The sequence below is a fragment of the Streptomyces ureilyticus genome (assembly GCF_011045025.1).
Taxonomy (GTDB): Bacteria; Actinomycetota; Actinomycetes; order Streptomycetales; family Streptomycetaceae; genus Streptomyces; species Streptomyces ureilyticus.
On the sequence record NZ_JAAKZX010000131.1, the window covers coordinates 1 to 21,017 of the forward strand.

A 21,017-nucleotide genomic window follows, 5' to 3' on the forward strand; every position below is an offset into this window, starting at 1 on the left:
CCCCCGTAGGCGCCCCCTGCTGAACCGACGGAGTCGAAGCGCTTCGACAAAGTATGGACACGTACCGTCCACCAGGCTACTGTCGAGCCACCCCCGCTCGAAAGCACCCGCACACCCGCGCTGTCGAAGCGCTTCACACACCTTGGAGAGCTGGATGGTCACCCTCGCCGAGGTCGCCCAGCACGCCGGAGTCTCGGCCAGCACGGTGAGCTATGTGCTCAGCGGCAAGCGGTCCATCTCCATGGGCACCCGGCAGCGGGTCGAGCAAAGCATCCAGGAGCTCGGCTACCACCCCAACGCGGGGGCCCGGGCGCTGGCAAGCAACCGTTCCAACATCATCGCGCTGATGGTCCCGCTCCGTACGGACATGTACGTACCCGTGATGATGGAGATCGCCATCGCGGTGGCGACCACCGCCCGCACACACGGATACGACGTGCTGCTGCTCACCGGCGAGGAGGGACCCGACGCCGTACGCCGGGTCACCGGCAGTGGGCTCGCCGACGCGATGATCCTGATGGACGTCGAACTCGACGACGAGCGGCTGCCGTTGCTGCGCGGCACCGACCAGCCGTCCGTACTCATCGGGCTGCCCGCCGACACCAGCGGTCTGACCTGCGTCGACCTCGACTTCGGCGCGACGGGCGCGCTGTGCGTCGAGCATCTGGCCATGCTCGGGCACCGCGACATCGCTGTCATAGGCGAGGCGCCCGCGGTCTACGAGCGGCATACGGGCTTCGCCGAACGCACCCTCGACGGACTGCGATCCCGCAGCCGCGAGCTCGGACTGCGGCTGCTGCACCGGCCCTGCGAGGGCGGGTACGACGCGATGGCCGTGACCCTGGCCCGGGTCTTCGACGAACGCCCGGACACCACGGGCTTCGTCGTGCAGAACGAGTCCGCGGTGGAGCCGCTGCTCGGCCTCCTGCGCCAGCAGGGCCGGGCCGTACCCGAGGACGTGTCGGTGGTCGCGGTCTGCCCGGACCAGGTCGCCACCCAGGCCTCGGTGCGGCTGACCTCCGTCGCCATCCCCGCGCAGGAGATGGGACGGAACGCCGTGGAACTGCTCGTGGCCAAGCTCGACGGCCGCGGCACCGACGAAGTCGTCCTGATCGCACCTGAGTTGACGACACGGGCCAGCACGGGGCCGGCGCCCGCCAAGTCGTAGGCGACGAACAACCGGCCTCGGCCCCCGGCCCTCGCAAGGCACCCCCACCCCGCCTTCACTCTCCTCCAGGGAGCAGCCCACGTGAATCAGCCTGCCGAGACCCAGCCCCAGCAAGGGGCCGTCAGCCTCGCCCAGTCCTCCCCCACCGTCGGCACGTTCCGCGAGCGCGACGGCGCCCTGGAGTGGAGCGGCCGCCAGGAGACCGTACGCGTCGAGCCCTGGGGCCCGGACGCGGTACGGGTGCGGGCGCGGCTCGGCGGCCCGGTCGTCGAGGGCCTGCCGGGCGCACTGCTCGATGAGGCGCCGGCCACCGAGGCCAGCGTCAAGATCGAGGACGGACGCGGTCTGCTGACCGTCGGCGCGCTCACGGTCGAGGTCACAGCCGAGGGCCTCCTGCGCTTCACCCGCACCGACGACGGCTCGGAACTCCTCACCGAGGAGCGCGCCCACTTCTGGTGGCCGGGTCCGCGCCTCTACACCCCCGTCGGCAACGGCTACCACCGCCTGGAGCAGCGCTTTTCCGCGTACGAGGGCGAGAAGCTGTTCGGCCTCGGCCAGCACCAGCACGGCATGCTCGACCAGAAGGGCGCCGTCCTCGACCTCGTACAGCGCAACGCCGAGGTCAGCATCCCGGTGCTCACCTCCAGCCGCGGCTACACCCTGCTGTGGAACAGCCCGGCGATCGGCCGCGTGGAGCTGGCGGGCAACGGCACGCGCTGGGTGGCGGACTCGGCCCGGCAGATCGACTACTGGATCACGGCGGGCCACCCGGCGGACGCCCAGCGACGCTACAGCGCGGTGACCGGCCGTACGCCGATGCTGCCCGAGTGGGCCGCGGGCTTCTGGCAGTGCAAGCTGCGCTACCGCACACAGGACGAACTCCTCGCCGTGGCAAGGGAGTACAAGCGCCGCGAGCTGCCCCTCGACGTCATCGTCTGCGACTTCTTCCACTGGACGCATCTGGGCGAGTGGAAGTTCGATCCAGCCGAGTGGCCCGATCCTGCGGCGATGGTGCGGGAGTTGGACGAACTCGGCGTCAAGCTGGTCGTGTCGGTGTGGCCGTCGGTGTCCCCGCTCTCCGAGAACCACGCCCTCATGGAGCAGCGCGGCTACTTCATCGGCACGCAGTACGGCCCGATGGCGCACGCCGACTGGCCCGACAAGGAGGTCGCCTCCACGGTCCAGGTCGCCTTCTACGACGCGACGAATCCCGAAGCGCGCGAGTTCATGTGGTCGAAGGTCCGCGACAACTACCTCACGCCGTACGGCATTCAGTCCTTCTGGCTGGACGCCTGCGAGCCGGAGATCAAGCCGGGCTTCCAGGAGAACCTGCGCTATTGGGCGGGCCCCGGCCTGGAGGTCGGGAATCTCTACCCGCGCGAGAACGCCCGTGCCTTCTACGAGGGCATGGTGGCCGCCGGCGAAACCGAGGTCGTCACCCTCAACCGCTCGGCGTGGGCGGGCAGTCAGCGGTACGGCGCCGCCCTGTGGTCCGGTGACATCGGCACCGACTTCGCGACCCTGCGCCGCCAGATCGCGGCGGGTCTCAACACGGCGTTGTCCGGCATCCCTTGGTGGAACACCGACATCGGCGGCTTCCACGGCGGCGACCCGGACGACCCGGCGTACCAGGAAGTCATGGTCCGCTGGTTCCAGTTCGGCGCGCTGTCCCCGCTGATGCGCCTGCACGGCTTCCGCGACCCGGGCATGCCGCTCGGCCCGGCCATGACCGGCGGCCCCAACGAGGTCTGGTCGTACGGCGAGAAGGCCGCCACGATCATGGAGAAGTACCTGCGGCTGCGCGAGCGCCTCAAGCCGTACGTCCTGGATGTGATGCGTGCGGCCCATGCGGAGGGGCTGCCGGTGATGCGGCCGCTGTTCCTCGAGTTCCCTGAGGACCAGGCGACCTGGTCGGTGGACGACGCATATCTCTTCGGCCCGGATCTGCTGGTGGCACCGGTACTGACGGCGGGCGCGACGGCCCGTACCGCCTATCTCCCGGCGGGCGCGCGCTGGACCGACGCGTGGACTAGCGAGACGTACGACGGTGGCGCGGCCGTGACCGTCGACGCCCCGCTGGACCGCATTCCGCTGTTCCTGCGGGACGGGGCACGGCTGCCGGTGGCGGAGTAGTCGCACGACGACGTGGGGGCGGCCGGTCTCCGTTGAGACGTCCGGCCGCCCCGCGCGTAGTGCCGCTACTTGGTGCCCAGGTAGTAACTCACCTGCGGCGGCTGGTTGTAGCCGGTGTTCTGCCAGGCCACGCCGAGCCGGTACACCGGATCGCTCATCAGCGTGGGGAGCCGGTGGTCGGTCGGATGCGGAGTCGAGTAGAGCCGCAGCGCCGTGGAGTCGGCGTTGCGCCACAGCATCTCCTCGCGCCAGTCGCCGAGGAGGTCGGCGGACAGGGCGGGGTTGCCCTTGGTCCAGTTGTTGGACTTCGCGTCCTGGTCCAGCCAGATGCGGCTGAGCTCGCTGGAGCCGTTGTACTTCAGGACCTGGGCGTAGCCGACGCCCGCCGAGCCGGACCAGCGGTGGTCGAGGAGTTCGCGGTGCGCGTCGCCGTCCCACCAGATCGCCGAGTTGTACGAGGCTCCGCCGCCGAACGTGGGCACGCTGTCGCTGATCTTCGTGCCGTTGGCCGCGTAGAGGCCACCCCCGCTGGACCAGCACTCGGCGCCCGCGTGGTCACGGGTGAGGTCGGCGCACAGACCACGGCCGACGTCCGTACCGGTGCGCGAGCCCCACAGGATCTGGCCGGTCCGCGCGTCGTGCATCTCGTAGCCGTAGGCGGAGCTGGTGTGCTCGTGGACGTTGAAGGATTCGAGTCCTGGGCGGGACGGGTTGAGGTCACCGACGTGCAGGGCGTCGCCGTGTCCCAGCTTGGTGGTCCACAGGCCGCTGCCGTTGTCGTCGACGGCCATGGCTCCGTAGAGGATCTCGTCCCGGCCGTCCGCGTCGACGTCGGCGACCGCGAGGTTGTGGTTGCCCTGCTGGTCGTAGCCCTTGCCGTGGTTCGTCGAGGAGTTGGTGTCGAACTTCCAGGTGCGGGTGAGGTCCGTGCCGTTCCAGGTGTACGCGGCCAGCGCGATGCGCTCGTAGATGCCGCGGCTGAACACCATGCTGGGCGTCGAGCCGTTCAGGTAGGCGGTGGCGGACAGCAGCCGGCCCTCGCGGTTGCCCCAGGTGTCGCCCCAGTCGGCGACGGAGCCGCGGGCGGGCTCGAAGGGGACGGAGTCCATGACGCGTCCGGTCTGCCCGTTGAAGACGGACAGATACTCCGCGCCGCTGATCACCGCGCAGTTGTCGGCGAGGTGGGAGGCGCTCGCGCTTCCGATGACGGTGCCCGCCGAGTCCCTGGAACCGTCGGAGGTGCGGACGGCCATCTCGGCCTTGCCGTCGCCGTTGTAGTCGTAGACCTGGAACGAGTCGTAGTGCGAGCCGCTGCGCACGTTCGTGCCGAGGTTGACCCGCCACAGCCGGGTGCCGCTGAGCTCGTACGCGTCGAAGACGGTCGGGCCCGTGCACGTACCGGAGTTGGCGACATCGGTGGCGTTGGACGGCACCCATTTGAGAACGAGCTCGTACTGCCCGTCGCCGTCGAGGTCGCCCACGCTCGCGTCGTTGGCGGCATAGGTGTAGGCGACGCCGTCGCGCGTGGTGCCGCCCGGGGGCTTCTGCAGGGGGATGTCGAGGCGCCCGTTGGCCCATACCGAGGCCGTGCCGCCCTTGGTCTCGGTGCCGTTCACAACGGCCCGGATCTCGTAAGAGGAGCTCGAACTACCCCCGGCGTCAAGGTAGTTGGTCTTGGCCGTCTCCTCGATGAGGGTGCCGCCGCGGTAGAGCCGGAACGTCACGCTCTCCGGGTCGTCGCCGAGCATGCGCCAGGTGACGAGATTGCCGCCACTCGCCGGTACGGCGACGAGACCGCGGTCGAGCTTTTCGGCGACACGGGCGGCGGCCAGTGCGGTGGTGGCCTTGTTCGCGGGTGCCGGGATCTCCTCGGCGGCGCCTGCGGTGTGCTGCAGGGTCAGCACACCGCCCGTACCCACGAGGAGCGCGGCGAGCATCCCGGAGAGGAGTCTGCCGGGACGGCGGACGCGGTGACGGAAGCGGTCGTCGTGGCGGTGCGAGGTACGGCTCGGTCTGATCATCAGGGCCTCGTCCCTCGGAAACGGGTGTGCTTCGGGGTCGCCGCCGGCCGGGCGAAGGTTGCCGGGTCGTCACCTTCTCAACTGTTAAGCGTGATACGTCAGTTCGATGAGTTACGTTCCGCAGCGGTCCACCCGTCTTCGAAAGGAACCGCCCACCCATGGCCTCCGCCCCGCTCACCCTCACCCTGGCCAATCTGCTGCTCCGGCCGGGGTTCGGCTCCCGGCGCACCCCCGACCGGGTCTTCGACCGGATCGCCGCCCAGGCCGGACAGGCGGAGGGGGACGAGCAGTTCGTCGACGACTTCCGTTCCCTGCTGCGCTGGTGGTCCCGGGCCGAGAACCTCACCCCGGTCGGCTGGCAGGCCGCGCAGGTCCACGTCCGCAGACACCTCACCAACCGGGCCCACGTCCGGCGGCTGATCACCGAGCATCCCGCCATCGAGCGGGAACCGATCGAGAACCCGGTGTTCGTGGTGGGCCTGCCGCGTACCGCTACCACGGTCACCCACAGCGTGCTGTCCCTCTCGGACGAGCACCGCTCCCCGCTGCTGTGGGAGCTGCTCACCCCTGACCTGGACGTACCGCCCGGGCAGCTGAGGAAGGCGATGGCGCCCGCGCGTCGGCTGGTCGCCGGAACCAACCTGTTCGCCCCGCGCTTCCGCGACATCCACCCCATGACCGCCGAGGGCCCCGAGGAGTGCACCTTCGCCCTGCCGCACGCCATGATGCCGCTGTCGCAGGCCCGCATACCCGAGTACCAGGCCTGGCACCGCGAGCGGGACTTCATCCCCGACTACCGCCATCTCAAGCAGATCTACCAGGTCCTCCAGTACGGCCGTCCGCGGCGCCGCTGGATACTGAAGTCCCCCATGCACATCGAGAACCTCGACGCGCTGCGCACCGTCTTCCCCGACGCCACGATCGTGTGGACGCACCGCGACCCGGCCACCGTCATGGCGTCGTACTGCAGTCTGGTCGAGCACGGCATGGCCACCAGCGTCCGCCCCGTCGACCTGGGCGCCATCGGTGCCACCTGGCTCGAACTGCTGAGCCGCTCCATGACGCGCGGCCTCGCGGCCCGTGCCACCATCCCCCGCGAGGCGCTGGTGGACGTCCCGTACTCCTGGCTCGGCTCCGACCCGGCCACGGGCGCCCCGAAGCTCTACGAGTCCATCGGCGCCCGGTGGACCGACGCCGACGCCGCCCGCCTCTCCGAGGCCACCGCCCGGCCCAGGGGCACGCGCCGCCACACCTACGATCTGTCCCGCTACGGCCTGACCCGCGCCGACGTCGAGTCGGCCTTCGCGGACTACAACACCCTGCGGGCCGAGATCGACCGGGTCTGACGGCACGGGCCGGCCCCGCCGGGAGGCGGAGCCGGCCCGCTCAGCCGGTCGATCGGTCAGCCGAGCCGATCAGTGGCTCAACTGCTGCTGACCGTCAGGTTGTTGGTGCGGAAGTCCAGACCGCCGGACGACGAGGTGATCTCGAAGCCGAACTGGACGTCACCGATGGTCTCGTTGCCCATCCAGCCCTTGGTGTCCTTGATCCACTTGAGGATCGGGAGCACGTCGACGCTGCCGGAGTTCGAGTCCGAGGTGCGCAGGAACGAGAAGACCTCGTTGGCTCCGTTGCTGCCCTTGTAGACGTTCCAGCTGTGGCCGCCGAGGGTGACGCTGCCCTGCGAGGTGCCGATCGGGCCGACGGCTCCGTTGTAGTTCATCCAGAGCATGATCTCGTAGTCGTAGTCGGTGTCCCAGATGTCGTACGAGGAGTTGTACGCACCCGAGGACGGGACCGTGACGTTGTAGTTGCTGCTGAGCGAACGGAGCGAGGTGATCGACTTGTTGATCACCTTCTTGGAGTTGGGGTAGGACTTGATGCCGCCGGTGTTGGGGTGGTTGGCGTTGACGCCCCAGTTGGTGCCGGAGTTGGCCCAGATGCACTGCGCGCCGGCGCCGGAGCCCCAGATGTTGTTGTAGAGCGTGTAACCGTTGAGGCTGGTGTTGCCCCACTGGTCGCAGGAGTTCCAGACGGCGGCCGAGGCCGGCGCGGAGGCGAGGCCGATGGTGGCGCCGAGTGCCAGTGCGGGGGCGATGAGGGCCTTGGCGACCCTCTTGCGTGTGCGTGTTGCCATGGCTGTCCCTTTCCATGGGTGGGGGGGAAATGCTGTGGAACTACCGCGGCTCCAGGAGGAGGACGCGGTCTTCTCCGGCGCGCGGGGAGAACGGTCGCGCGCTCGGGAGGAAGTCCTGGGATCGGATGGTCACGGTGTGAGCACCGCCGCTCCGTGGTGCGCCAACTCCACGGAGTCGGTCACCTGTTCGCCGGTGAGGAGGTCCCGGTGGGTGCCCGGCACCTCCACGGTGACCGTCTCGCGCCCGTGGTTGAACACGAAGAGCAGCTCGCCCCGGCGTACGGCCTCGACCTGCGCGGGGAGGCCGTCGAGCGGCGGCCGGACCCCTGTACCGGCCGCCACGTCCGCCAACAGGTCGCGCAGCGCGTGCTGTTCGGGCAGCGTCGAGACGTACCAGGCGCGCCCCTTGCGCAGCAGCGCCGGCAGACCGTCCAACTCGCCGCCCTTGTACGGGACGACCAGTTCGGCATCGTTGGCCGCCTCGAGCTCCTCGGACCACAACGTCCCCCGGAAGCCGTCGCATTCGACGGTTTCCGCCGCATCGAGCGGCCACCACTCGTGCAGCGTGCGGATACCGAACAGCTCCCGCAGCCGCGCGTCCATGCCGCCGGGCCGCACCCGGTCGTCCTCGTCCGCGACACCGGTCAGGAATCCGCAGACGAGGGTGCCCCCGGCTCGTACGTATGCGAGGAGGTTGTCGATCGCCGCGTCCGTGAGCAGGTACAACTGCGGGACGACGACCAGCTTGTACGGAGACAGGTCGTGCTCGGGGTGGGCGAAGTCGGTGGTGAGGTGGGCCTCCCACAGGGCTCGGTGCCAGGCGCGTACGACCTGTGGATAGTCGACCTCGGAGGACAGGCGGCCGTCCTGCGCGCCCGCCCACCAGGCGTTCCACTCGTGCAGGATCGCGACATCGGTCTCTATACGACTGTCGGTCACTTCGGGGCCGAGCGCGGCGAGTTCGGCGCCGAGCCGTTTGACCTCCTGGTAGGTACGTCCCTCCTCCCCCGCGTGGCTGACCATGCCCGAGTGGAACTTTTCCGCGCCCTGCCGGGACTGCCGCCACTGGAAGTAGCAGACGGCGTCGGCGCCGCGGGCGACGGCCTGGAGCGACCAGAGGCGGTTCATCCCGCGCGGCTTGGGGTGGTTGACGCCCCGCCAGTTCACCGGACCGGCCGCCTGCTCCATGAGCATCCACGGGCCGCCGCGGGCCTGGGAGCGGGTCATGTCCTGGATGAGGGCGCCGTTCTGGGCGCCGAAGGGATCGCGCGGGTCCGGGTAGATGTCGACGGAGACGAGGTCCTCCTCCTCGGCCCATCTCCAAGCGTCCTGCCCCACCCACATCGGCATGAAGTTGGTGGTCACCGGGATGTGCGGGGTGTGCCGACGGACGATGTCACGCTCGGCGACGTAGCACTCCAGGAGCATGTCGGAGGTGTAGCGCTTGAAGTCCAGTACCTGCGTGGGGTTCTTCAGGTAGTGGGCGTGGCGGGGTGGCAGGACCTCGTCCCAGTCGCCGTAGCCCTGGCTCCAGAAGGCCGTGCCCCAGGCGGTGTTGAGCGCGTCGAGTGTGCCGTACTTGTCCTGGAGCCAGCGGCGGAAGGTGGCGGCGGCCTCGTCGCCCCAGTCGTAGGTGCAGTACTCGTTGTTGATATGCCACATCGTGAGAGCGGGATGGCTGCCGTAACGGGCGGCCAGGTCCTCGGTGATGGCGGCGGCGTAACGGCGGTAGGCGGCGCTGGAGTGCGAGAAGTGCTGGCGGCCGCCCCACCATTCGGTGCGGCCGTCCTCGTCGCGGGGCAGGGTGTCGGAGTGCAGGCGGCCCATCCAGGGCGGGGGTGAGGCAGTGGGCGTGGCGAGGACGACGCCGATGCCGTTGTCGTGCATGAGGTCCATCAGCCGGTCGAGCCAGCCGAACTCCCTTGCTCCGGGCCGGGGTTCGAGCTTCGCCCAGGAGAAGACGCCGAGGGTGACGGAGTTGACCCCGGCCGCCTTCATGAGGCGTACGTCCTCGTGCCAGGTCTCCTCGGGCCACTGCTCGGGGTTGTAGTCGCCGCCGAAGAGGATGCGGCCACGGGTGGCGTCAGCGAGGCCCGGTCGCTGGCGCGAGTGCGGGTGCGGGGTCGGGGGCATCAGACCGGGTCCCCGTACTGGATGCCGCGTCCGTTGGTGGCGATGTAGACGCGGCCGTGGACGCGCGGGTCGCCGGTGATCGTCTCGCCGGTCCAGCCCCACTGGTGGGCGTCGTCGTTGATACGGACCCAGGTCCTGGCCCCGTCGTCGGAGCGGAGGACGCCGGTGACGGACCCCGCCTCGATCGCGCCGACCTGGTAGATCGCGGGGTAGCCGGCGCGGCGGGCCGCCTTACCGAAGCCGAGGCAGTGGGAGGAACGGCAACTCGCGACCTTCGAGAAGGCGGCGCCGCCGTCGGTGGACCGGAAGAGACCGTTCTCCTTCGCGGAGATCCACAGGTCACCGGAGCGGCCCGGGGCCGCCACCACCTTGAACTGGCTGTCTCCGGAGGGCAGCCCGGTCGCGCGGGCGGTGAAGGAACGGCCACTGTCAGTGCTGGCGTATAGCGTTCCTGTGTCGGTGTCGTATGCGTAGAAGAGCGTCGGGTCGGCCGGGTCGGCGACCGGCGTGGCGCCCTTCGGGAAGGAGGAGACCTCGGACCAGGTCGCGCCGTTGTCGGTGGAGCGGTGGGCTGCGTACTTCGTGCCGTCCCAGTGCACGAAGGACCACAACAGCGTACTGCCGTCGGCGCTGGTGGCGATCGGCCCCGGTGCGTCCTTGGCGATGTCCGGCTGGGCCTCGAAGGGCGCCCAGGTCCGGCCGCCGTCGTTCGAGTACGCGCCGTTGCCGTTGTCGCCCCAGCCCGCCCGGACGACGTACGACGGCTTGGCCGCGGCCTGCGCGAGTCCCGTCGCCGACCCGAACACGGGGTTCGCCGCCATACCGCGCGACGGAGACGCCGTGAGCCGCTCGTGGTACATCACGCCGATGTCCCCGAGCCCGCTCAGCAGGTGCGCCTCCCCGACCGGGGGCGAGATCAGCTGGCGCACGGACGTCTCCTCCAGGCCGCGGATCTGCGGCGCCCAGCGCTTGAGGTCGCGGGTGCCGTAGAGGGTCGCCCCGGTCCCGTACACGATGTGCCTCGAGTCGTACGGGTCCAGGGCGAGCGCCTGGATCCACCAGCCGAACTTCGGCTTGTCAGCACCCCAGTTGAGGAAGGGAGTCTCCGATACGTCCAAGACAGCCGCGTCCTTGAGGGACGTCCAGGTACGACCGCCGTCGGTGGTCCGGAACAGCGTGTCGATGGCCGCCCAGCGGTTGTTGGTGGACACGACGACGGTGCCCGGGCGGCGGGCGTCGACGGCGACTCCGCCGTAGGCGAAGTTGTCCGCCGAGCCGTCTTCCGTGGTGCCGCCGGGCTGCACGGGGGTCACCTCGGTCCACTTGCCGGTGGCGGTGCGCAGCTTGTGCACGCTGCCGTCGGACTGGCCGTTGGGGCCGGGCGCGTCGGCGTACGTCACGTACAGCTCGCGGGTGTGCCGGTCGTACGCGGCCCGGATCGGGACCTTGGCCGAGGCGCCGGGCGGCTGAGCGGGCACGGCCTCCCATGTCGTGCCGTCGGCGGTGCGGTACAGGTTCGCCGTGCCGGAGGTGCCGTCACCGTCGCCCCAGCCGGCGTAGACGGAACGCCCGGCCGCGACGAAAAAGGTGACGCCCTGTCCGGTGGCGCTCGACTTCGCGGGGAAGTCGGTCACGGCTGCCCAAGTGGCGCCCCGGTCGGTCGACTTGAGCAGGCCGTCGTGCCGGGTACCCAGCCACAGGGTGTCGCTGTCGCGCGGGTCGACGAGGAGACGTTCGCCGGTACCGCGACCGTCCTCGTTGGCGCCGAGCTTCACGGTCAGGTCGGTGCGGGACCAGGTGGCGCCGCGGTCGTCGGAGCGCAGGACGGCGCCGTTGCCGGCCCAGGGCTGGGCGTAGGTGCCGAGGGAGAGGTACAGCCGGTTCGGGTGCCTGGGGTCGACGGCCATCGCCTCCACACCGAGGAGGTTCCAGTCGTCCCAGCCGAGGTGGTCGGTGAGCGGCGTCCAGCGGGCGGCCCGGTCGTCCCAGCGGTAGGCGCCGCCGATGTCGGTACGGGCGTAGGCGAGCCCGCGCACGGAGGGGTGGAACAGCACGCCGGTGATGAATCCGGTACCGCCGATGACGACGTTGCGCCAGCGATAGCGGGTCGCGCCGGCGTCGGCCGCCGATGGGGCCGGGGCTGCCTGTGCCAGGGGTCCGACGGCGGAGAGCGCGGCGGCAGTGGCGGTCCCGGCGAGGATGACGCGTCTGCTCGGGCGGGGCGTGCGCATGACATACCTCGTTCTGGGAGAGAGGAGTGGGGGTGGGGGACGGCTGCCCGTGAAGAGCAGCGGACGGCGCCCCGTAACGGGCTGGGGGTGGCGCCCTTTAGGAGCGCGGGGCGCCCTATTCAAAGTCGGGATTCGGGGGCGCCCCTTCAGGGGCGCGGGGCTGTGTCAATTTGCGGCTCCGCCGCGCGGGCGCGACCAGCCACAACCGACCCGCAGTGTTCAACTGACCCAATGAAGACGGCTGACCGGAGTCAGCCCTTGACCGCGCCGGTCAACATGCCCTTCTTGAAATGCCGCTGCACAAACGGCGAAAGCACAGCCACCGGAATAAGCGCCAGCACCATCACGGCCATCTGCAGAGCCAGAGCGGACAGCTCACCCGTGTTGACCTGGGCGGAGAGCCCAACCGGCCGTTCCTGCTTCTGCACCAGCTGAATCATCACGTTCTGCAGCGGCATCATGTCCTGGTCGGTCAGATAGATCGACGCGTTGAACCAGGCGCTCCAGTAGCCCACCGCGTAGAAGAGCGCGATCACCGCGAGCACCGCGCGGGACAGCGGCATCACGATCTTCCACAGGATGCGCCAGTCGCCGGCCCCGTCGATACGGGCGCTGTCGATCAGCTCCTGGGAGATGCCCATGAAGAACGCCCGCAGGACAAGGATGTTGAAGACGCTCACCGCGCTGGGGAGGATCAGCGCGAGGTAGGTGTCGGTCATCCCGAGCCCCTGCACCAGCAGGTACGTCGGGATCAGGCCCGCGCCGAAGAACATGGTCGCCAGCAGCGTCATCAGGATTCCGCGGTGGGCGAGCGAGCCGCTGCGCGAGAGACCGTATGCGCACAGCACCGACACGGCCATGCTGAACAGCGTGCCGACCACGGTCACCCCGACGCTGACCAGTGCGGCGCGCTGGACCTGGCCTCCGCTGAGGAGTTCCTGGTAGGCGACGAAGGTGATGCCCTTGGGGATCACCACCAGTCCGCCGGCCTCGTCGATGGTCTTCTTCGACTGGAGGCTGGTGACGATGACGATCCACAGCGGGAAGAGGATCGCCAGGCAGGCGAGGCTCAGGACGAGACCCTTGCCGGCTAGGCCGGCCTTGGCCGGCTCCTCCTCCCAGACCGGGCGGGGAGGGGCCGCCCAGGGGCTCGGCTTCTTCGCCGCCGGCCGCTCGTCGGCCGGCTTGTCGAGGACAGCGCTCACTTCTTGTACACCCCCTGCTCACCCATGAGATGGGCGACCTTGTTGGCGGTCAGCACCAGCGCCAGGCCGACGAAGCCCTTGATGAGTCCTGCGGCGGCGGCATAGCTGAAGTCCTGGTTGCGGATGCCGTTCCACCACACATAGGTGTCGAGCACATCGGAGGCGGCGACGCCCACCGCCTGCCGTTGGAGCAGCAGTTGCTCGAAGCCGACGGTGAGGGCGTCGCCGACGCGCAGCACCAGAAGCAGGGCGATCACCGGACGCAGGGCGGGCAGCGTGATGTGCCACATGCGCCGCCAGCGTCCGGCGCCGTCCATGGCGGCGGCCTCGTACAGGTCGTTGGAGACGGAGGACAGCGCCGCGAGGAAGACGATGATGCCCCAGCCCGCGTCCTTCCAGACCATCTCGAGCGTGACCAGGTACTTGAAGGTCTCCGGGTTGGTCATCAGGTCGAAGCCCTCGTAGCCGTGCTGGCGGAGGGTCTGCGCGATGATGCCCGCGCCGCCGAAGATCTGCATGAAGACGGTGACGACGAGGACCCAGGAGAAGAAGTGCGGGAGGTACATGATCGCCTGGGCGAGGGCCCGTACCCGGGGCCTGACCACGCTGTTGATGAGGAGCGCGAGCAGGATCGGGATCGGGAAGAACAGCACCAGTTGCAGGAAGAACAGCACGAACGTGTTCTGCACCGCGTGCCAGAAGCCCGAGTCCGCGAAGATCCGCTCGAACTGCTCGAAGCCGATCCAGGGACTCTGGAAGATGGCGACGAAGCCGTTCTCGCTGAGGTACGGGTCGTAGTCCTGGAAGGCGACCACGTTGCCGAGGATCGGTACGTAGTTGAAGACCAGGATCAGCAGCACCGCCGGCAGGGTCATCAGGATCAGCGTGCGATCGCGCTTGAACCGGATCCGGACGCTCAGCTTCCCCCGGCGCTTGTCCTCGCGCGACCCGGACCGCGACCCGGACCGCGACCCGGACCGCGACCCGGACCGGGATCGCGGCCGGAACCGGGAGCGGTGTCCGGCGCCGTCGGACGCCGCCGGATCCTCCGCGGGGGTCTTCGCCTCGGCCCTGGACCGGGGCACCGTGCTGTGGGACACGGCCTTCTCCTCGCCTCAGCCCCGGGTCAGTTCGCCGACCCGTTGTCGTCGAGCAGCTTCTTGTACCAGTCGCGCAGGTCGTCGCCGCCCTTCTTCTTCCACTCGGACACGGCCTGCTGCACATCGCTGATCTTCTTGCGGCCGCGCACCACGTCGTCCTCGAGCTGCTCGAAGTCGTCGGCGAGGTTGGCCCAGCGGTTGGGCTCGGTGACGTACAGGCCGAAGAAGGAGGATTTCTTGGTGAAGGCGCCCATGCGCTGCTGCCACTCGACCATGCCCTTGGTGACCTCGGGGAAGTCGGGGTAGGCGACGTACGGGGCGGGGTTGCCGGTGTAGTCGTAGGCGCCGTTGACCTCGTTGACGCCCTGGGTCGTCTTGACCGGCAGGCCCTTCTTGATCTCATAGTCCACGCCCTCGACGCCGTACGCGGTGAGCATGAACTCCTTGGTGCCGTACGGCGCCGCGCAGAAGTTGCAGAGGGCCAGGAAGTCCTTGATCTGGGCCTCGGTCGCCTTCTTGCTGATGAAGGTGAAGATGTTGGCGGGCTGGACCGCCCACAGCGTCGGGTCGCCGCCGTCCGGGCCGAAGTAGTCGAACGCGGCTATGTCGAAGTCCGAGTTCTGGGTTGCCTGTTCGGCGGTCTTGCCCCACCAGTCGGAGATGTTGCTGTTGTAGACCAGCACCTCGCCGGCGGTGAAACGGTTGCCCGCCGTGCCGCCCTCCTTGCCCTGGGCCGCGTCCGGGTGGACGACCTTGGCCGCGTAGAGCTTGCGCGTCCACTCGAGGGCTTCGAGGTACTGCTCGGTCTCGACGCGGTTGATCAGCTTGCCGTCCTGCATGTTCCACCACAGCGCCTTGTCGCTGCCGGACAGGACGCCGAAGAAGTTCCACGACGCCCACTTCATGTCGTCGCAGGCCCAGAGCTTCGACTTGGCGTCGGTGGCCTCCTTGGCCCAGGACAGGAACTCGTCCGGGGTCTTCGGGACGCTGTAGCCCTTCTCCTTGAACAGGTCCCTGCGGTACAGGGGCGCGATGTCCGAGACGTACGAGGCGGGCATCGGGATCGCCCGCAGCTGACCGCCGAAGATGCCGCGCTGCCAGGCCTCGGTGGGGACGGCCGCGAGGTTCGGGTAGTCCCTGACCTTGTCGCCCGACAGGTAAGGGCCGAGGTCCGCGAACTTGGCGTTGAGGGCGCTGGGTATCCGGCCCATCATGTTCCAGCCCGGCACGGTCACGACGTCGGGGATGTTGTTGCCGGCGAGGACCGCGCCGAGCTTCTGGTCGTAGGTGACGCCGTCCTGGTTCTGCCAAGTGACGTCGACGCCGATGGCCTCGTTCATGGCCTTGTAGTACGGGTTGTCGGTCTTCGGCGGGGTGCCGAAGAACGGCGACAGGATCGTGAGCTTGCCGCCGCTGCCCATCTTCTTGGCCACCGACGTCTTCAGCTCGGCCGTGGGGATCGCCTTGGTGAAACCGGCCGCCGAGCCGTTCTTCGCCGGGATGTCGGGCGCCACCACGGTCGATGCCACGTAGGCCGGGAGGATCTTCGCGGCGTCCTTGCCGGACGTGGTGCCTTCCTTGCGGCCCTCCTGCGAGCCGCCGCAGGCGGACAGCAGTGGCACGCCTCCGGCCACCGCGGCGGCGGCGACCGCCGTGGAGGCGAGGAAGCTTCTCCGGCTGGGGGCAGAGGTGTTCGGCGTCATTGCGTCAACCCTTCATGGCGCACACCAGGACACCCGGCGGTAGAGCCGTCGGCTGTGGTGTCTTGAGTGAAACTGGCTGAGCTGAAGCGGACCTCGGAGGAATGTGACCGCGATTGCGGTCCGTTCGACCCAGTCGAAGCGCTTCGATGTTGCTGCGAGGTTAAGTGAACACCCGAGGGTGCACAAGAGTCGTTCCCAACATTCCTCCGAGGTGTAAAGGACTGAACCTGTCCGATCTGGGCCTTGAAACACCCGAGAGGATGCGGAGATGTTGCCTCGGGATGTCTTGACACCCACCCTCCGGTCGAATGAGCATCGAAGCGCTTCGAAAGCTCTTCATCGCTCCTCCACAAAGGGATGCCAGCGTGACCGCACAAACGCCGCCTTTCCGCGACTCGCAGCTGCCGTTCGCGAAGCGCGTCGACGATCTCCTGTCGCGGCTCACCGTGGCCGAACGCGTCGCGTTGCTGCACCAGTTCGCGCCCGCCGTGGAGCGACTCGGCGTCGCCGCGTTCCGCACCGGCCAGGAGGCGCTGCACGGCGTGGCCTGGATGGGCCCGGCCACCGTGTTCCCGCAGGCGGTGGGCCTCGGCGCGACCTGGAACGAGGAGGTCGTACGCCGCGTAGGCGAAGCCGTCTCCACCGAGGCCCGCGCGATGCGCGCCCGCGACGACCGCGTCGGCCTCAACGTCTGGGCCCCCACGGTCAACCTCCTGCGCCACCCCCTCTGGGGCCGCAACGAGGAGGGCTATTCCGAAGACCCCAAGCTCACCTCGGCGATCGCGACGGCGTACACCCGCGGCCTGCGCGGCGACCACCCCGCGTACTGGCGCACGGCCCCCGTCCTCAAGCACTGGCTCGCGCACAACAACGAGACTCAGCGGGACATCACCTCGTCGTCCGTCCGCCCCCGCGTCCTGCGCGAGTACGACCTGCGCGCCTTCCGCGAGACGGTAGAGGCAGGCACGGTGGCCGGGGTGATGCCCGCGTACAACCTGGTCAACGGCCGCCCCAACCACGTATCGCCGTATCTGCGCGAGCACCTGCGCACCTGGACGGACCAGGAACTCCTGGTCTGCTCGGACGCGGGCGCGCCGTCCAACCTGGTCGACTCCGAGCACTACTTCGACACGCACGAGGAGGCGACGGCCGCCGCCCTGCGCGCGGGCGTGGACAGCTTCACGGACCACGGCACGGACAGCTCGAAGATCGCCGAACGAGTCCAAGGTGCCCTCGACCAGGGCCTGTTGACCGAGGCGGACATCGACGCGGCGGTCCGCCGCCAGCTCGCGGTCCGCTTCCGGCTCGGCGAGTTCGACCCGCACCTGGACCCGTACGCGGACACGAAGGCCTTTGATACCCCGGCCCACCGCGCCCTCGCCCAGGAGGCCGCGGAACAGGCGATCGTCCTCCTCAAGAACGACGACCTGCTGCCCCTCGCCGAAGGCACCCGCATCGCCGTGGTCGGCCTCCTCGCCGACGAGTGCAAGCTCGACTGGTACAGCGGCACGCTCATCCACCGCTCCACACCCCTGGAAGGCCTGTACGAGCGCTTCGGCGCCGAGCACGTCGACTTCGCGGAGGGCGTGGACCGGATCCGCCTGAAGACCTCGGCCGGTACGTATCTGAGCGTGCCCCTCGCCGACGACGTGACCGACGAAGCCCGCGGCGCCGAGGGCGCCCTGGACCCGGCCCTCCTCGCGGGCAGGACGGACCTGCCCCCGCTGACCACCGACGTCACCGGCACGGACCTCGCGCTGATCGACTGGGGCGAGGGCGTCCTCACCCTCCGCGCCCCCGACGGCCGCTACCTCTCCGTGGCCGACGACGGCTACGTCCGCGCGTCGGCGGACCAGCCCGGCGGCTGGGTCGTCCAGGAGACATTCCGCCTGGAACCCCTGGAACCCCTGGAGCGCCTGGAACCCAGTGATTCCCACGCGAACGGGCACCTCCTGAAGCACCTGGGGACTGGTCGGTACGTCACTGTCGCCGCCGACGGCGCCAAGGTTGCCGCCGACGATCCGCGCGACGCCGAGACCTTCGAGGTGATCGTCACGGAGCGTGGCGAGGAGGCGGTGGCCCGGACCGCCGCCACCGCGGACGTGGTGGTCGTGGTCGCGGGCAACGACCCGCACATCAACGGCCGCGAGACGGAGGACCGTACGACACTCCGGCTCCCCGAGCACCAGGAGCGGCTACTGCGGGCCGCCCGTGCCGCGAACCCGAACACCGCCTTGGCCCTCGTCTCCGCCTACCCGTACGCGGTGGATCCCGAAGGCCTCGGGGCCTTGCTCTGGACGGCCCACGGCGGTCAGGCGGCCGGTACCGCCCTGGCCCGCGTCCTGGCGGGCGACGTCTCCCCGGCCGGCCGCCTCCCACAGACCTGGTACGCCTCCGACGCGGACCTCCCCGGCCTCCTCGACTACGACGTGATCGGCAGCCGCCAGACGTACCTGTACTTCGAGGGCACCCCGCTCTTCCCGTTCGGGCACGGCTTGTCGTACGCGTCCTTCACCTACGACGACCTTCAAGTCGAGCCGGGCGATGGCGAGTTGAAGATATCCGTCACGGTCACCAACGCGAGCGGAGTGGGCGCCGACGAGGTCGTCCAGCTCTACACGCGCGCGGTGCACCCCTCGGTCCCGCGCCCGCGCCGGGATCTGGCGGCACACCGCCGAGTCCACCTGGCCCCCGGCGCCTCCGCCGAGCTTTCCTTCGAACTCCCGCTGCACACCTTCGAGTTCTGGGATGTGGCACACGGCAGGTGGCGGCTGGAGCCGGGAGCGTACGAGGTGCTCGTGGGCGCATCCAGCGAGGACATCCGGCTGCGCTGCACGATCGACCTCGACGGCACTCCCACGCCTCCCCGTCCGGCCCTCGAGCTCGGCCTGAACGCCGCCGACTTCGACGAGCAGCGCGGTGCCGAGATCGTCGACCGTACGAAGGTGTCGGGGGACGCGGTGACGCCGGTGGGCGGGAGTGAGGCGGCGAGTGCAGGCGCGGGTGAGGCCGAACTGGTCTTCCGGGCCTGCGACTTCGGCGGCCGTACGGCCACGGTGTCCGTCGAGGCGGCGGGTGAGGGTTCGGTCGAGGTGGCGCTGGCGGGTGGCCCGGTGCTCGCGCGGCTGGACATCCCGGCGACTTCTGGCCCGTACGACTACACCACCGTGACCGGACCGGTGACGACGCACGTCGCCGGGGTTCACGACCTGCACATCAGGCTGCGCGGCCGGGTTCGGCTCGCGCGCGTCGGCTTCTCCGGTTGAGGGTCCGGATCAGGCCGACGCACAGGGAGGGCCCGGCACCGGAAGGCATCGGTGCCGGGCCCCTTCATCCCGGGATACGGGTCGAGCCTACATGAAAACGATTGTCACAAGCCAGGGGCAGCTGAGTTGTGCCTGAGGCTGAGTTCTGGGCCAGAGGTTCAGTCCTTGGCTAGAGGTTGAGCCCGGTCAGCACCATGACCCGCTCGTAGGTGTAGTCCTCCATCGCGAACTTCACGCCCTCGCGGCCGACGCCGGACTGCTTCACTCCGCCGTACGGCATCTGGTCGGCGCGATAGGAGGGGACGTCGCCGATGATCACGCCGCCGACCTCCAGCGCCCGGTGCGCACGGAAGGCAGTCCGCAGGTCGTGGGTGAACACCCCTGCCTGGAGGCCGTACTTGGATTCGTTGACGGCGGTGAAGGCGGCGGCCTCTCCGTCCACCTTCCGCAGGGTGAGGACGGGTCCGAAGACCTCCTCGCAGTACAGGGTGACGTCGGTGGGCACATCGGCGAGAACGGTCGGCGCGTACGAGGCTCCGTCTCGTTTGCCGCCGGTCAGCAGCCGGGCTCCCGCCTCGACCGCCTCGTCGACCCACGCCTCTACGCGCTCGGCGGCGTCCTCGCTGACCAGCGGTCCGACGTCGGTCGCCTCGTCGGAGGGGTCGCCGGTCACCTGGGCCTCGACGGCGGCGATGATGCGGGGCACCAGCCGGTCGTACACGGAGGCGTCGGCGATCACTAGCTGGACGGAGATGCAGGACTGGCCGCCCTGGTAGTTGGAGAAGGTGGCGATACGGCTTGCCGCCCAGTCCAGGTCCTCGTCACTGGCGTAGTCGGCCAGGACGACGGCCGCGCCGTTTCCGCCCAGTTCCAGGGTGCAGTGTTTGCGCGGCACCGAGTCCATGATCGAGAAGCCGACCTTCTCGGAGCCGGTGAACGAGATGACGGGCAGGCGGTCGTCCTGTACGAGGGCGGGCATGCGGTCGTTGGCGACGGGGAGGATGCTCCACGCTCCGCTGGGCAGCTTGGTCCCGGCTTGGCTCTCACCTTCGGCTTCCGCCTCCGCGAGCAGTTCGCCGATCATCAGGGCCGACAGCGGCGTCGCGGGGGCGGGCTTGAGGATGATCGGGACGCCGGCGGCGATGGCTGGGGCGATCTTGTGGGCGCAGAGGTTGAGGGGGAAGTTGAAGGGTGCGATGCCGAGGACGGCGCCCTTGGGGAAGCGGCGTGTGATGGCGAGCCGCCCCTGTCCGGCGGGGTCGGTGTCGAGGCGCTGGGCCTCGCCGCCGTTGAACCGCCGGGCTTCCTCGGCCGCGAACCGGAACACGGAGACGGCTCTTCCGACTTCTCCGCGGGCCCACTTGAGGGGCTTGCCGTTCTCGGCGGAGATGAGGCGGGCGATCTCCTCTGTCCGCTCGCGGAGGCGGCGGGATACGTGATCGAGGACGGCGGCGCGGATGTGGGCCGGGGTGGCGGCGAACTCGTCGCGCACGGCGTGCGCCGCGGCGACGGCCTCGTCGACCTGCGCGTCGCTCGGCACGCTCACGGTCCCGACGACGTGGCCGTCCCAAGGGGATGTGACCTCGACCGCGGTGTCACCTGTGGCCTGGCGGCCGGCGAGCCAGAAGGCGTGCGTGTGGGTCATGGGGTCCGGCCCTTCGGTTTGGTGTGGTGTTGGACGCCCCCACGGTAGGCCTGTCGGCCCGGGCGATGGCTTGTCCGAGCTGTACCACTCGCCGTGGTTGGTGCTCCACTTTGGCGAGTGCGGGTTGCCTTGGGTTGCTCGCGCAGTTCCCGCACTCCTGCTCCTGAGGTCCGCACACAGGCCAGGAAATCGCTCATGCATGCCAATTGATCGCACAGATGGGTGACCGTGTACGAAGTCCGCCCGGTTGTGCGATGCACTGCCTAGGTTTGGGG

General features: G+C 69.5%; 12 protein-coding genes. 4 read left to right on the forward strand and 8 right to left on the reverse strand.

Features of this window, described 5'->3' with window-relative positions; genetic code table 11:
- Window positions 1–154: 154 nt before the first annotated feature.
- Entirely contained in the window at window positions 155–1,168 is a 1,014-nt protein-coding gene (locus tag G6048_RS31680) for a LacI family DNA-binding transcriptional regulator (protein WP_165343036.1), read from the forward strand.
- A gap of 81 nt (window positions 1,169–1,249) precedes the next feature.
- The gene (locus G6048_RS31685) at window positions 1,250–3,301 is read left to right on the forward strand and encodes a glycoside hydrolase family 31 protein (protein WP_165343037.1); all 2,052 of its coding nucleotides are present in this window, start codon (window positions 1,250–1,252) and stop codon (window positions 3,299–3,301) included.
- Window positions 3,302–3,366: 65 nt separating this feature from the next.
- On the opposite strand, the gene G6048_RS31690 is transcribed toward G6048_RS31685, so the two are convergent.
- A complete protein-coding gene (locus G6048_RS31690; RefSeq protein ID WP_165343038.1) occupies window positions 3,367–5,322 on the reverse strand; it encodes a rhamnogalacturonan lyase in 1,956 nt (651 codons plus the stop codon).
- 158 nt (window positions 5,323–5,480) lie between these two features.
- Between G6048_RS31690 and G6048_RS31695 the strand changes: the two genes are divergently transcribed.
- Entirely contained in the window at window positions 5,481–6,668 is a 1,188-nt protein-coding gene (locus G6048_RS31695) for a sulfotransferase family protein (protein ID WP_165343039.1), read from the forward strand.
- 77 nt (window positions 6,669–6,745) lie between these two features.
- Here the strand turns inward: G6048_RS31695 and G6048_RS31700 are convergent, their stop codons facing one another.
- The 6 genes from G6048_RS31700 to G6048_RS31725 form a co-directional block, all read right to left on the reverse strand.
- The gene (locus G6048_RS31700) at window positions 6,746–7,459 is read right to left on the reverse strand and encodes a glycoside hydrolase family 12 protein (RefSeq protein WP_165343040.1); all 714 of its coding nucleotides are present in this window, start codon (window positions 7,457–7,459) and stop codon (window positions 6,746–6,748) included.
- Window positions 7,460–7,588: 129 nt separating this feature from the next.
- Window positions 7,589–9,592, reverse strand: coding sequence for a beta-galactosidase (locus tag G6048_RS31705; RefSeq protein WP_165343041.1), 2,004 nt, complete (start codon window positions 9,590–9,592; stop codon window positions 7,589–7,591).
- Complete coding sequence (locus G6048_RS31710; protein ID WP_165343042.1) at window positions 9,592–11,823, reverse strand: WD40/YVTN/BNR-like repeat-containing protein; 2,232 nt, start codon at window positions 11,821–11,823, stop codon at window positions 9,592–9,594. Before G6048_RS31710 ends, G6048_RS31705 begins: the two co-directional genes overlap by 1 nt.
- A 251-nt stretch (window positions 11,824–12,074) precedes the next feature.
- Window positions 12,075–13,028, reverse strand: coding sequence for a carbohydrate ABC transporter permease (locus G6048_RS31715; RefSeq protein ID WP_165343043.1), 954 nt, complete (start codon window positions 13,026–13,028; stop codon window positions 12,075–12,077).
- Complete coding sequence (locus tag G6048_RS31720; protein WP_165343044.1) at window positions 13,025–14,128, reverse strand: ABC transporter permease; 1,104 nt, start codon at window positions 14,126–14,128, stop codon at window positions 13,025–13,027. Before G6048_RS31720 ends, G6048_RS31715 begins: the two co-directional genes overlap by 4 nt.
- 26 nt (window positions 14,129–14,154) lie before the next feature.
- Window positions 14,155–15,831, reverse strand: coding sequence for a twin-arginine translocation signal domain-containing protein (locus G6048_RS31725; protein WP_165343045.1), 1,677 nt, complete (start codon window positions 15,829–15,831; stop codon window positions 14,155–14,157).
- Window positions 15,832–16,196: 365 nt separating this feature from the next.
- On the opposite strand from G6048_RS31725, the gene G6048_RS31730 reads away from it, so the two are divergent.
- Complete coding sequence (locus G6048_RS31730; protein ID WP_165343046.1) at window positions 16,197–19,097, forward strand: glycoside hydrolase family 3 C-terminal domain-containing protein; 2,901 nt, start codon at window positions 16,197–16,199, stop codon at window positions 19,095–19,097.
- A 169-nt stretch (window positions 19,098–19,266) separates the two neighbouring features.
- On the opposite strand, the gene G6048_RS31735 is transcribed toward G6048_RS31730, so the two are convergent.
- The gene (locus tag G6048_RS31735; protein WP_165343047.1) at window positions 19,267–20,742 is read right to left on the reverse strand and encodes an aldehyde dehydrogenase family protein; all 1,476 of its coding nucleotides are present in this window, start codon (window positions 20,740–20,742) and stop codon (window positions 19,267–19,269) included.
- Window positions 20,743–21,017: the final 275 nt, after the last annotated feature.